We start from the raw sequence: 12,471 nt of genomic DNA, 5'->3' as shown, positions 1-12,471 counted from the left end.
CTACGGCGCCGTGATGGGCAGCAACTACAACAGCAAGCCGCTAGCCGCCGAGGTGATGATCGAAAACGGCCGGCCGCACCTAGTTCGTCGCCGGCAAACGCCGCAAGAGATCATGCAAGGCGAAATGATTCCGATGCGGTAGTGACGACTTCAACTCTCGCCGTCCGGCGATGCGTCTTGAAAATCGGTCAATGTCCTCGGTCGCCATGCGGAGCGCAAGGCGTTGAGGACTGCCAGGACGTCGATGGCTTCTTGTAATAATGCGCCGGCTACCGGCGGTAAGTAACCGGCCGCGGCGAAAAGCATGCCGAAGATGGAGAGGGCCATTCCGCCCACGGCGCTTTGCAGGGCGATCGAGCGCATGCGGCGGCTGATGTGCAGCAGTTCGTCCACTTTGGCGAGCGAGCTATCCATGATCACCGCGCCGGCAGCCTCGGCGGTGACGTCGCTCTGCTGACCGAAGGCAATGCCCACCGTGGCGGCTTGCAGCGCGGGGGCGTCGTTGATTCCGTCGCCGAGGAAAATCGTCTTGGCCTTCGCCGTCTCCTCGCGAACGATCCGCACTTTGTCCTCAGGACTCTGCTCGGCGTGGACTTCGTGAATGCCAACCCGGCCGGCCAGGTATTCCACTTCGCTGCGTCGATCGCCGGAGACCAGCAGCACACGGTTCAATTGGTGGCGCGGTCCCAAATGATCGATGAAGGAGCGGCCGTCGGCGCGCGGCTGGTCGCGGAAGCGATACGTGGCGGCGTAGCGATCGTCGATCAGCACCACGCATTCCATGCCGCTCGCCGGCGGGGGCAACTGCTCTGCCAACTCCGGACGCTCGCGCATGAGACGCTTGCGATGCGTGATCATCACTTCGTGCCCGTCCACGCGGCCAACGAGTCCCTGCGCGGGCGGCTCGTGAATCTCACCCGCCTCGCTGCGCTTCAGTTGTTCGTCGCGCGCCGCGCGGAGAATCGCCGTCGCCAACGGATGTTTCGAATAGCGTTCCACGCTGGCCGCGAGGCGTAGCGTTTCCTGAGCGTCGAATTCCGGCGCGACGAGTTGCTCGGAAAGGCGCGGCTCGCCATAGGTCAACGTGCCGGTCTTGTCGAAGATGGCGACCGTGCAACGATCGATCTGTTCTAACACAATGGGGTTCTTGATGATGATCCCGCGCCGTGCTGAAAGCGAGATCGAACCGATGATGGCGACCGGAATCGCAATCAACAGCGGGCAGGGCGTCGCGGTGACGAGCACTGCGAGAAACCGCGTGGCCTCGCCGCTGGCCGCCCAAGCGCCGATGGCAATGACGAGGGCGAGCGGCGTGTAGAACGCGCCGAGCTGATCGCCGAGGCGGCGAATCCGCGGCCGGTATTGCTCCGATTGCTGCATCACCTTCATGATCTGCGCATAGCGCGAGTCGATCGGCCGTTTCGTCGCGCGGATCGTGAGACTGGCTGGACCGTTCACCGCGCCGGAGATCACTTCGACACCGGGCGTTTTCGAGACGCGATACGGTTCGCCGGTCAGGAACGACTCGTCCATCGAACCATGGCCCTCGACCACTTCGCCGTCGACCGGGCAAATTTCGTGCGGCATCACGACCATCAAATCGCCGGGCGCAATCTGATCGACGGCGATATCCTCGGTCAGCCCGTCGCGCCGGCGATGTGCGACCGACGGCATGCGTTTGGCCAGCGCGCGGAGCACGCTCGACGCGCTCCGCACCGCGTATTGTTCGAGCGCTTCGCCGCCGGAGAGCATCAAGACGACGATCGCTCCGGCCAAGTATTCTTCTAGCAACACCGAGGTGACGATGGAGATCCCGGCCAGCAGGTCGGAACCGAACTCGCGATTCCAGGCCTTCACGGCCAGCTCCCAGACGAGCGGAAGGCCGCCGGCGGCCAAGGCCACGAAGAGCGGCAAGTTCGCCGCAAACAAGCTCGCGCCGGTTCCGAAGCGCAAGATCAGATGCAACGCGATCGCTGCGACCGCAATCGCGGCGATGACCGCGTAGCGCCGCTCTTTCGCCTGTTCGGTGGCGGACGAGGTGGCTGCGCCGCTCACTCGATCCACCCGCCGCCCAGGACGCGGTCGCCGTCGTAGCAGACGAGCGCTTGCCCGGGAGCGATGGCGTCTTTGGGTTCATGCAACGACGCATGCAGCCGATCGCCCGGCAGGACCTTGACGGTCGCGCGCACCGGCGTACTGAGATAGCGAATCTTGACGCTGCATTCCAGCGACCCGGACGGCGGTTCGATCAGCCAGTTCGTGCGATTGGCGGAGACTTCCGAGCGCGCCAGATCTTCGCGCTCGCCAATCACCACGCGCCGCGTTTCCGCTTCGATGCGGACGACGAAGCGCCGTTCGCCGAAGGCCACGCCGAGTCCTTTGCGCTGGCCGATGGTGAACTGCTCGATGCCCGTGTGGCGGCCGACAACGGCGCCATCCGTCGTGACGAGCTCGCCCGAAAGATCGAGATCGCCGTGTCGTTTGCGGACGAACTCCGCGTAATCGCCGTTGTTGATGAAGCAGATTTCCTGGCTGTCCTGTTTGTCGGCGACATTCAGTCCCAGCGTGCCGGCGAGGCGACGAATCGTGGGCTTGTCATACTCGCCGACGGGAAACAACACGCGCGGCAGCAAAGCCCGCTGGATACCGAACAGCACGTAGGACTGATCCTTGCCACCGTCAATTCCGCGCCGCAGCGCGGCGATCGATTCGCCGGGCTCGCGCGTCAGGCGCGCGTAATGCCCCGTGGCGATGTAGTCCGCGCCGATCGTGTCGGCGTAATCGGCCAGCTTGCCGAATTTAAGCCAGTTGTTGCAGACCACGCAGGGATTCGGCGTGCGGCCCGAGGCGTACTCGGCCACGAAATAGTCCATAATGCGGCCGAATTCTTCCTCGAAGTTGATCGCATAGAACGGAATTCCCAGCCGATCCGCCACGCGCCGCGCGTCGGCGGCGTCGGAAGAACTGCAACAACCTTGCTTGTGTCCTGGCCGCGGTTGCACAACCGGCAACAGCGCGCGGTAACTGCCGCGTTCTTCGCCGGAAGTCGCGCAGACTTCGTCTGCTGCCTGCCCATGCCGCATGAACAGCCCGACGACGTCATGACCGGCCTCGAGCAACAAGTGCGCAGCGACGCTGCTATCAACGCCGCCGGACATGGCTAGTAGGACGCGTGGCATGGGCTTAGCGATCGTGTTCGTGAGCGCGGATGAAGTGGCTTCAATGTTGTAGTTCCGGCCAGCTTGCAACATCCTGAGGCGACCGCACTACGATGCCAGGGTATCGAGTTAAGTCGTTGACATTAAACGTCATTATTTCAGGAATTAAATGTCGTTGCATCGCGGCCACCAGCCGCGCGTCGTGGGCTTGTTTGCCAGAGACGCCTGAAGCAATCACCAACGGCTCCCAATAGTGAAATACACCGGCATCATCATCCAGCAACTCGTACAAACGCTTAAAGCCCTCGATATCACGTTGGGCATCGCTCACCGCCAATCCAAGCCCGCGAACATTGGTCGGGCGCGTGCTAACTACCCAATATTCATAGATGACCTGCGGTACGACAATGATGCGATACGACCGTTCGCCCAACTTCTGAAGTGCTGTATGAACTATCGACCGCTCCGGCCTTCCTGGCTGCCTCAATCGAAGCAATACATTTGCGTCGATAAGGATATCGATGCGTTGATCGGCTAAGCTTGCGCTCATTCGTAAATGCTCTCGCGACTATCATCCACAATGTGCGACACTGGCTGATGAGTTGCCAGCCAGGCGTTCAAGAACTCGTTCCATTCCGGCGTGCCAGGACGAAGACGTTGCGGTTCTCTCGCTTCCGCGACGCGTTCCTGCACCGCGCGCAGTACAAAAGCCTCCACATCCTCGCCTGCCGAGATCGCGGCGTTCCTGATGAGAAGTTCCAGTTCAGGCGTCAGGTGCAATTGCAACGTCATCGCGGTTTCTCCATTTCCTCGATTATACCTCTCAGCGACCGGATCGCACACTCCGGACGGGCCTCGATCGATCGGCGCTGGGTGGTCGAGCGAGTCAAATGACGCCCCTGTTCCGGCCTGCGTCGTTTCTCGCATTTTGCGAGTCGAATCCGGCCAAATGCTTGCGAAACACAGGGAACGGCATCATAATCCCGAGCGCTGTGAGGCCTTGCCCGCACGGCGCCATTTACTTCGCTTTAATTCATTGCCAGGAGTCGTGCCGTGGGCGTACTGACGTTGGATCGGGACAAGTGGAAGACGTTCAAGGAAGCCAATAACCTCTCGAAGTCGAGTTTCTTCAAGAAGGCTGACGTCGGTCCCACGATCGAGAAGTTCCAGACGGCCATGAAAAAGTTCGAGGCGTCCAAGAGCGAAAAGGACCTCATGGACGCCTTCAAGAAGGCGGAGGCCCTGAAGGCCGCCTTCGCCAAGTTCATCAATCTCAAGGAAGCCAAGCAGGAAATGACGGCCGGCGCCAAACAAAAGCTCGAAAAGTGGTCGGGCGAACTCGACGACTATGTCATCAAACTCGCCAAATTCGTCAAGGCGTTTCCGGACATCTTGAAGTTGAATGACAAAAAGGAGATGGACAAACAGTTCGATCAGTTCATTCTTTGATCGCTCGCCGCGTGGTCTTGAATTCTTCGCTGATGCCACGGCTTGTGAACAAGCCGTGGCATTTCGGCCACTTGCCGGCTACGCGATCCCGGTGTTTTCGGTAGAATCCCGGCGTGGCCACTGACACTCCACAGCCGCCGCGCCGACGATTGTCGCTCTTTGATGCCACGAGCATCATGGTGGGCATTATCATCGGCTCGAGCATCTACAAGCTCGCGCCGGTAATCGCGGCCAGCGTACCGACTCCCACGGCGCTGATGTTCGCCTGGGCGGCCGGCGGGTTGTTCGCTCTCTGCGGCGCATTTTGCTATGCCGAACTCGCCTGCGCGATGCCGGAGGACGGCGGAGAATACAACTACCTGGGCCGCGCCTACGGCAGTCGCGTCGCGTTTCTCTACGCCTGGGCCGTGATGTGGGTCATTCGACCCGGCACCATCGGCAGCATCGCGTTCGTCTTCGGCGAGCATTTTGTCGAACTCTTCCCGGTTCGCAATATGCTCGGTTCCGTCGGCTTCGCCGTGGCGATCGTCGTGTTGCTGACCGCGGTGAACATGCTCGGCATCCGGCCCGGCACGCGCACGCAGAATGCGCTTTCCATTGCGAAGCTCGTCGGCCTGCTGGCGATTGTGCTCATCGCGTTTATCAGACCGGCTTCCGAAAACATCAACGAGACAGTCGCCGTCGCGACGACGACCGATTGGCGGCTGGCGATGATTTTTATTCTGTATGCCTTTGGCGGCTGGAGCGATATGCCGATGGTGGCCGCCGAGGTGCGCGAGCCGGAACGCAATTTGTCCCGCGGGCTGGTCTACGGGGCGCTCGTCGTCACGGCGATCTACCTGCTCGTGAACCTGGCGTGTCTCTACAGCCTGGGCTTTGAGCGCTTTCAGCAAACCGATTTGATCGCCGTCGAGTTGGTCCGGCCGCTGCTCGGAGAAACCGGCGAGCGACTCGTCGCGGCGCTCGTCTGTATCACCGCCGCCGGAGCGCTCAACGCCATGATCTTCACCGGCGCGCGGGTGTCGTTCGCCTTAGGCAAGGATCACGGTTGGTTCGGCTGGCTGGCGAATTGGAGCGATCGCTACGGCGGCCCGCTCGTGGCGCTGGCAGCGCAATGCGCGATCAGCGTGTCCCTGATCCGCGGCTTCGGCCAGCGCGGCGACGGCTTCGGCCGGATGTTGAACTACACCTCGCCGGTGTTCTTCGCGTTCTTCCTACTAACCGGCGTGGCGCTCGGGATCCTGCGCCGCCGCGAGCCCAACCTGCCGCGCCCCTACCGCACGACCGGCTACCCGGTCACCTGGCTGATCTTCTGCCTCTCCTCGGCGTTCATGCTGTATTCGAGCGTGAGCTACGCCGTGGAGCAGTTTGGCAAAAGCGAAGGTTTGCCGGAGGCCGGCTGGGCAGGCGGGGTGATGCTGGCGGGGCTGGTCATCGCGCTGTTAGCGCGACGTAAGGCGCCGCCGTGACGCGGCGAGCGCTAGGATGCCGAGGGCCAGCGTGGTGGCAGTGGCGGGTTCGGGGACGGTGTGGAAGACGATGCGGGCGTTGTCCTCCAACAGCACTGCTTGTCGAATCGGTCTTCCGTCAGGAAAAAAGCCAAGCAGAGTGGGAAGTTCGCCTTCGATATCAGTATCGTAAACGAGATCGGTTCCATAGACGTGCAGTGCCGCATCGTCGCCAACCTCGATGATCTCGGCAATGTCATAGTTCGCACCAACCAAATGAAACTGCGCCCGATCGTTTACGCGCAGCCAACCTGTGACACGACCAGTATCAAACCAGACGGCACTATCATCTTGTGCAACTAGATGTCGGTGGCGGCTGGATCGCAAGATAAGTGTGGAATGACCAGTCGCTGTTGCGCGAATGTCATCTGTAAATCCTCGTGAATTGATGATCCTCGCCGATGCATTCTCAAAAACATTCACCGAGTCGAGACGCGCGCCTTCCGCTCTGACAACCGCTCGGTTGTAAGCCGCCATTCCTGCGCTGATTGTTCCATTTGACAATTGGACCGACGCATGATCATAGGCAGCGAAGCCAATGTTGTAATTTTGCGTGCCGCTTGCAATGACCCGGCTTTGATCGTGCATTTCTATGAACGAACCTTCAGCATCGCCGAAGTCACGCCCGAACAAGTGGACGCGAGATTGACCGCGACCAACTAAGCTCGGGAAAATCCCCTTGCCACCAATCACCGCCCCTTCCACAACATCCACCACCGTCGGCGGGTTCGCCCCGTCGACGACTTCCACCGTTTCGCCCGGAAACGAATTGTTCGCGTCGATTACCATGCTCGAATTGATAATCGCCGCGCGTGCCCGTCCTCCGGTGGACAGCAACACAACGGCAACGAGTAAGGCGATCGATAGGCGCAACATGACCCAACTCCGCGATTCGTAAACCAGCCGCCGTTCTAGCCGAACCCGACCGCCGCGTCTACTTTTTGGGGCGTTTCGCCGGGACGGGGGAGCAAGGTAAGCTGAGGGTAGCAGCAGATTGTCGACTAAGTCGCCCGAAGACAAAGCCCCGACGGGGCGACAGGTAGTAGCCAGGGGTTTGCGCTCTCATGTTTACCCACAATTTTATCGCGCTGATCGCCTCGCTCGACGCCGCTCCGGCCGATACCCATCTAGACGCTTGGCTCCGCCCGATCCGTGGCGGACTAGCTGACGCCGTCCTTGCCGCGCCGCCGACTGCTCCTCCGCGCTCCGTGTCACGGCCACGCCCGTCATTGGCTCAGCGAATGACGACGCGCAGCCTCAATGCGATGTTCGGACTTTCGCTGTCCGACGGCTGGAGCGTTCCGATCGCGGTCCGCGCCGACGTGTTACGCCATCTGCGGCTCACGAGTCGTGGCGACGAGATCGTCACGGAGTTGATTTGCCGCCTCGCGCAATGGGGCGCGAAGCTGCGCGAGATTGCCTGCGACTCACAGTTGCCGCCGCGCCGTGCCGGCTTGCTTCGCAATCTCCTGCGCGCCGCGCGTTGCCGCGCCTGGGACACTCAATTCACGACGCACGCCGGGTTCTACATTCTGACCGCGGTTGCGCAGGCCGATCGGTACAACCGCTGGATCGTCGACCAGGTCCGGCCGTTCCTGGGTCGCCGCGTGTTGGAGGCCGGCGCCGGCATCGGCAATCTCAGCCAACTCTTCGATGACTGCGAACGCCTGGTGCTCGCCGATCGAGAAGAGGTTTATCTCGACCGCCTCGAACAACGCTTCGCGCACGACGAGCGCGTCCGCGTAATGCCGGTTGATTTGACTTCGTGCGAAGAAGTTGAAGCGTGCGCGGCGGAGCGCATCGACACGATCTTCTGTTCCAACGTGCTCGAACATCTGGAACCGGACGAGCAAGTGCTGCGGTCCTTCGCCGAAGCGTTGCAGCCCGGCGGACATCGCATTCTCGTCGTTCCGGCCGGCGAACGGCTCTATACCGGCATCGACGCCGCGCTCGGGCATTTTCGACGTTAAGAACCGCAAGGGCTGGAACAGAAACTCGCGTCGGCAGGTCTCGACGTCGTGTTCACGCACCGCTTCAGCCGGCTCGGCACGCTCGGCTGGGCCGTCTCCGGCCACGTTTTCCGCCGCCGCACGCTCTCCCCGCGGCAGATGATCTGGTTCGACCGCTTGTTGCCGGTGGCGCGCTTGCTGGAACACGTGCTGCCGGTTCCGGGTATGTCGTTGATTATGGTCGGCCGGAAACCGTTGCGTCCGGCGGTTCCGCAGCAACGCCGCGCGGCGTAAAGGTCCGACCAAAGCAGCAGCTATGGATTGCGTTCCGTCTCGATGAGCCGGCCGTTCTTGAACTTGACGCCGGCAGTATCCGAGAATCCGTAGACCCAGATTTCGTCGCCTCCCTCGCCAAAAACCTCGTTGGGACTGCCAAGCGTCTGGCGAACCTCCTCGAGGCTCATTTGCGGTTTCAGAGCCTTGAGTTCTTCATCACTGACGTTGTTTGGCAGGCCTTGGCGGACGAAAACCTCGCCAAAAATAACGATCACCGCGATTAGCAATACCGCGCGAATCGCAAAATCGAATCGTCGACTGCGTTTTTCCATGCCCTCAATGTAGTCGATGAGTTTTGACCGGTCCAATCGGCGTCGGAGACGCCTCCCACAGGCCTGCATGTCGGCCGTATACTCGGAGGGTCTTCCCTGAATTTCCCCGAGGCGCCCGACATGTCCGACACGGCCGTATTGCAGACCGAGCTGCCACATTGGCCGGTGTTTCGGGGAAAGGTGCGCGATGTTTACGATCTCGGCGATCATCTGTTGATCGTCGCCACGGATCGGATCAGCGCCTTCGACTGGATCCTGCCGACGCCCATTCCGGACAAAGGGCGCGTGCTCACGCAGATCAGTTTGCATTGGTTCGCGCGGGTTGGCGTACCGCATCATCTGCTGTCGGCCGACGTGGCAGAGTTCGGATTGCCTAAGGACGTCGACCTCGCGCCGCTGGCGGGGCGATCGATGCTGGTCCGCAAGGCGGAAGTCGCGCCGGTCGAATGCGTGGTGCGCGGCTATCTGGCCGGCTCCGGCTGGAAGGAATACCAACAACAGGGCACAGTCTGTGGAATCCCGTTGCCACAGGGACTCACCGAGAGCGCGCAGTTGCCATCGCCGATTTTCACGCCAGCGACCAAAGCCACGAGCGGCCACGACGAGAATATTCCGTTCGAGCGGATGTGCGAAATCGTCGGCCGGGACGCCGCCGAGGAACTGCGCTCGCTGAGCCTCGCGGTCTATGAGCGCGGCGTACGCGACGCGCGGGAGCGCGGCATCATCATCGCCGACACCAAGTTCGAGTGGGGACGGCTAGGCGATCAATGGATTCTCGTCGATGAAGTGATGACCCCGGATAGCTCGAGGTTCTGGCCGGCCGATCAATACGCTCCGGGACGCGGCCAATCTTCGTTCGACAAGCAATACGTCCGCGACTGGTTGGAGCAGACGACCTGGGACAAAAACAGCCCGCCGCCGGAGTTGCCGCCGGAAGTGGTCAGCCGCACGCGCGAGAAATACATCGAAGCCTTCGAACGCCTCACAGGTATGCCATTCGCCTGGAAGTGAGCCGTGCGCCGGAGCCGGTCCGCTGGCCCGCAATCTGATCGCCGATTGCCCAACTTGTCGCTTTGCGCTGGTGCTAGCACCGCCAGCGATCGAAATTCAGCCAGGAAAGCGCGGTTTTTCCCGGCAAATCCGGTTTGACTCACGTATTCGCATAGCTAGAATGAGGGCACCCCAAAGGGAGTGCGACCTCATCGAGAGGAACAACAGCCCGCGTTCTGCGGACTGCGTATAAGGTCGCACGAAGCATTGCGTCTCGCTGACCGTGATTTACGGATGGCGCGGCGCGCGACGTTCTGCGCGATCGGCCAGAACCGAAACATTGAAGCGGGCGGGGTGTTTCAACCACTGGTCAGGCGTTTCAACGTGCGCGCTCGCCGCGTGTTCGCGCGGCATCGGAATGCAATGCGCACCCGCGGTCCGTTGATTGCGTACCGTGGAAAGATGAACGGTGGACGGCCCTGACCCATCTCCTGGCGTTTCGCGAGTAATGCATTCCATGATCCAAACACTCACCCCCGCCGACGATCACGAGGCTGTTTTCTTGCCCCCCGTCCCTGGCCCCGCTGTGAAGGATCTCGTCAAGGTCTTCAAACTCCTCTCGGATGAAACGCGGCTGCGCATCCTGTTCGACCTTTCGCGCTGCGACGAACTGCACGTTCGCGCCCTGTGCGATCTGCTCGAACAATCCCAGCCGGCAGTCAGTCATCATCTCGCCCTGCTCCGCATGGCCGGGCTGATCGAGTGCCGTCGGGAAGGCAAGCACAACTTTTACCGCGTGATTCCGGAGCGACTCCAAGAGCTCCTCGACCGCGTCTTCGCCGACGTCCCGGAATCGGAACGCATCGTCCGCTTCGGCAACTACGCCCTGACCAGCGACGCAGCGGCGCAGGCCGTCTAACCCCGGATTGTCGGGCGTAGTCCAACGAACATCGGGCGTGGGAATGACGAATTTCTAAGCTCGAATGTCGAATCAAATTCGAATGACGAAGCTCGAATGACCTTGAATGTCGTGCACAGATCTTGCACTATTTGACATTTGAGCATTCGTCATTCTTTCGACATTCGGATTTAGAAATTCGTCATTCCCCCCATGGATTCCTTCTCCCAGCAGCGTCATAAGCCGCCGATTGAACTCACGCGGCCCCGGGAATTGGTCATTGCCTGCGCGCCGCTGCGGAGCAATATCAACCTCTCGCGGATCCTCCGCGCCGCCGGCTGCTCGGGCGTGGAGCGGATTATCTGTTCCGGCCCGGTGAAAGTGATCGACAAAATCGCCCGCGACGGCGCTGACGCCGTCCAAGTGGAAAACCACCGCACGCTGATTCCCGCGCTACGCAAATTGACGGCGGAAGGCTATCCGCTCGTCGGCCTGGAGCAAACGACCAACTCACAAGTGATCTGGGATTTCGCTTTTCCCCGCCGCATGGCCCTGGTCGTTGGCAACGAACGCGCCGGACTGGACGAAGAAACGCTCGCGCTTTTAGATCACGTCGTAGAAATCCCCGGCTACGGCCTCCCCTACGCCCACAACGTGGCCACGGCGACGGCGATTGCGCTTTATGAGTATTGCCGGCAGTATCCGACGGGGTAAATGTAGCCCCAACCGTTCCGACTGATGCCCCGAACGGCGCGCCTCAAGCCCCAACGGGGCGACCGTCAGTTGCCAGGGGCGGCAGCCCCTGGAGTTCGGCCAAGCAATACAATCTGTAGCCCCAACGGGGCGGCCGAGAATAGCCAGGGGTGCGAACCCCTGGAAAATACATAACCCAATCTGCTTGAGCCCCACAGGGGCGACACGTCTTGGGATAGACAGAAAACTACCGTTGCGACATTCTAACACCGTTCGCTTGCGTGCTGGAGCCTCCTCGGAGAACGGACTTAAGAATGGCAACAAAACCATTAACTCGTCCGCGCTGGCTTCGCTACAGCCTGCGAGCCTTTTTCGCGTTCGTGACACTGGCCGCAATTTTCTTCGCGTGGGTGGCAAAGGAGCGTCGCCAATCGGCGTACGAGCGCCAGGTAGCCGACCGGCTTCAAGCGGGAGGCGTTTTCTTAACAGCGCTCGGCGGTCCGTACGATTCGCTCGACCAAATGAAGCTAGGCAAGCCACAAGGTTGGTGGCGAGACCTTGCGAGGCGCATTCTTGGAGAGCGAGTTCTTATTGTTTTCCAAGACTACCAGAAAGCGCAAAAAGATATTGACCTGACGCCGCTTGCCGGGCTCGAAAACGTACGAGAGATGTCGCTCGCTTCCGCCGATGTCACTGACCTGACACCGCTGGCCGGACTCCAAAGCTTGAGTTCACTGACGTTCCATTCCTTGTCAGCTACCGATCTCACGCCGCTTGGCGAGCTCGACGGCTTGCAACAGCTCAACCTACTCGTCGGTTCCAGAGAAACAACCAATCTCGCTCCACTTGCCCGGCTCGACAACCTGAAGTCCTTATACTTTTGTTGCTATGGCGACGTTGACCTAGCACCTCTCGCTGAGCTTCATAGTCTGCAGGAGCTATGGCTGTTGCTCGCTACTCTCTCAACCATCGACCACATGCCATTGGCGAAAATGAGTGGCTTGAAATCGCTCCACCTTACAGCGACGACAATCACGCCGGAGCAACTCGAATCGCTCCAAAAGGCGCTGCCGAATTGCAAGATTCAATAGTGCAATTGGCATTCCTCAAGTTGTGGCCTGGTCTCCCGACCAGGCCACCGGCCCGACCGCAGGTCTCAAATTCCCGCTGTCGTTGCGCCCAACATGGCACGGTCAGGAGACCGTGCCATAACATCGA

General features: G+C 60.8%; 15 protein-coding genes. 9 read left to right on the top strand and 6 right to left on the bottom strand.

What is annotated here, in order from left to right:
• The coding region (locus SGJ19_09690) for a diaminopimelate decarboxylase (GenBank protein ID MDZ4780511.1) at positions 1 to 142 on the top strand (142 nt) is incomplete at its 5' end.
• Positions 143 to 150: 8 nt separating this feature from the next.
• Here the strand turns inward: SGJ19_09690 and SGJ19_09685 are convergent.
• The 4 genes from SGJ19_09685 to SGJ19_09670 are packed head-to-tail and all read right to left on the bottom strand — an operon-like array spanning position 151 to position 3,950.
• A complete protein-coding gene (locus SGJ19_09685) occupies positions 151 to 2,055 on the bottom strand; it encodes a heavy metal translocating P-type ATPase (GenBank protein MDZ4780510.1) in 1,905 nt (634 codons plus the stop codon).
• Positions 2,052 to 3,179 (bottom strand): tRNA 2-thiouridine(34) synthase MnmA, encoded by a 1,128-nt coding sequence (mnmA, locus tag SGJ19_09680; GenBank protein ID MDZ4780509.1) that lies wholly within the window; start codon positions 3,177 to 3,179, stop codon positions 2,052 to 2,054. The genes SGJ19_09685 and mnmA overlap by 4 nt, the downstream gene beginning before the upstream one ends.
• Positions 3,180 to 3,219: 40 nt before the next feature.
• Positions 3,220 to 3,708: a type II toxin-antitoxin system VapC family toxin gene (locus tag SGJ19_09675; protein MDZ4780508.1), complete on the bottom strand. Its 489-nt coding sequence runs from the start codon at positions 3,706 to 3,708 to the stop codon at positions 3,220 to 3,222.
• Complete coding sequence (locus SGJ19_09670; protein MDZ4780507.1) at positions 3,705 to 3,950, bottom strand: DUF1778 domain-containing protein; 246 nt, start codon at positions 3,948 to 3,950, stop codon at positions 3,705 to 3,707. The genes SGJ19_09675 and SGJ19_09670 overlap by 4 nt, the downstream gene beginning before the upstream one ends.
• Positions 3,951 to 4,211: 261 nt before the next feature.
• On the opposite strand from SGJ19_09670, the gene SGJ19_09665 reads away from it, so the two are divergent.
• Both SGJ19_09665 and SGJ19_09660 read left to right on the top strand, forming a co-directional pair.
• Positions 4,212 to 4,607 carry a hypothetical protein gene (locus tag SGJ19_09665; GenBank protein ID MDZ4780506.1) on the top strand — a complete coding sequence of 132 codons (396 nt, stop codon included), beginning with the start codon at positions 4,212 to 4,214 and terminating at the stop codon, positions 4,605 to 4,607.
• A 113-nt stretch (positions 4,608 to 4,720) separates the two neighbouring features.
• On the top strand, positions 4,721 to 6,076 hold the full coding sequence (locus SGJ19_09660) for an amino acid permease (protein ID MDZ4780505.1): 1,356 nt from the start codon (positions 4,721 to 4,723) through the stop codon (positions 6,074 to 6,076).
• On the opposite strand, the gene SGJ19_09655 is transcribed toward SGJ19_09660, so the two are convergent.
• Positions 6,050 to 6,991, bottom strand: coding sequence for a hypothetical protein (locus SGJ19_09655; GenBank protein ID MDZ4780504.1), 942 nt, complete (start codon positions 6,989 to 6,991; stop codon positions 6,050 to 6,052). The genes SGJ19_09660 and SGJ19_09655 overlap by 27 nt on opposite strands.
• Before the next feature lie 188 nt (positions 6,992 to 7,179).
• Here SGJ19_09655 and SGJ19_09650 point away from each other — a divergent pair, with 188 nt between their 5' ends.
• Both SGJ19_09650 and SGJ19_09645 read left to right on the top strand, forming a co-directional pair.
• Positions 7,180 to 8,085, top strand: a complete 906-nt coding sequence (locus tag SGJ19_09650; protein MDZ4780503.1) for a class I SAM-dependent methyltransferase — start codon at positions 7,180 to 7,182, stop codon at positions 8,083 to 8,085.
• 48 nt (positions 8,086 to 8,133) lie between these two features.
• Positions 8,134 to 8,358 carry a hypothetical protein gene (locus tag SGJ19_09645; protein MDZ4780502.1) on the top strand — a complete coding sequence of 75 codons (225 nt, stop codon included), beginning with the start codon at positions 8,134 to 8,136 and terminating at the stop codon, positions 8,356 to 8,358.
• A 20-nt stretch (positions 8,359 to 8,378) separates the two neighbouring features.
• Here SGJ19_09645 and bamE read toward each other — a convergent pair whose 3' ends face one another.
• Complete coding sequence (gene bamE / locus SGJ19_09640; protein MDZ4780501.1) at positions 8,379 to 8,672, bottom strand: outer membrane protein assembly factor BamE; 294 nt, start codon at positions 8,670 to 8,672, stop codon at positions 8,379 to 8,381.
• A gap of 120 nt (positions 8,673 to 8,792) precedes the next feature.
• Between bamE and SGJ19_09635 the strand changes: the two genes are divergently transcribed.
• The 4 genes from SGJ19_09635 (at position 8,793) to SGJ19_09620 (ending at position 12,344) form a co-directional block, all read left to right on the top strand.
• Complete coding sequence (locus tag SGJ19_09635; protein ID MDZ4780500.1) at positions 8,793 to 9,683, top strand: phosphoribosylaminoimidazolesuccinocarboxamide synthase; 891 nt, start codon at positions 8,793 to 8,795, stop codon at positions 9,681 to 9,683.
• A 496-nt stretch (positions 9,684 to 10,179) separates the two neighbouring features.
• Positions 10,180 to 10,581: a metalloregulator ArsR/SmtB family transcription factor gene (locus SGJ19_09630; protein MDZ4780499.1), complete on the top strand. Its 402-nt coding sequence runs from the start codon at positions 10,180 to 10,182 to the stop codon at positions 10,579 to 10,581.
• A gap of 192 nt (positions 10,582 to 10,773) precedes the next feature.
• Entirely contained in the window at positions 10,774 to 11,274 is a 501-nt protein-coding gene (locus SGJ19_09625; GenBank protein MDZ4780498.1) for a TrmH family RNA methyltransferase, read from the top strand.
• A 293-nt stretch (positions 11,275 to 11,567) separates the two neighbouring features.
• Complete coding sequence (locus tag SGJ19_09620) at positions 11,568 to 12,344, top strand: hypothetical protein (GenBank protein MDZ4780497.1); 777 nt, start codon at positions 11,568 to 11,570, stop codon at positions 12,342 to 12,344.
• Positions 12,345 to 12,471 lie beyond the last annotated feature (127 nt).

Source organism: Planctomycetia bacterium (genome assembly GCA_034440135.1).
Lineage (GTDB): Bacteria > Planctomycetota > Planctomycetia > Pirellulales > JALHLM01 > JALHLM01.
Note: the sequence above shows the minus strand (reverse complement) of the source record. Positions and strands in the feature narration are given on the sequence as shown.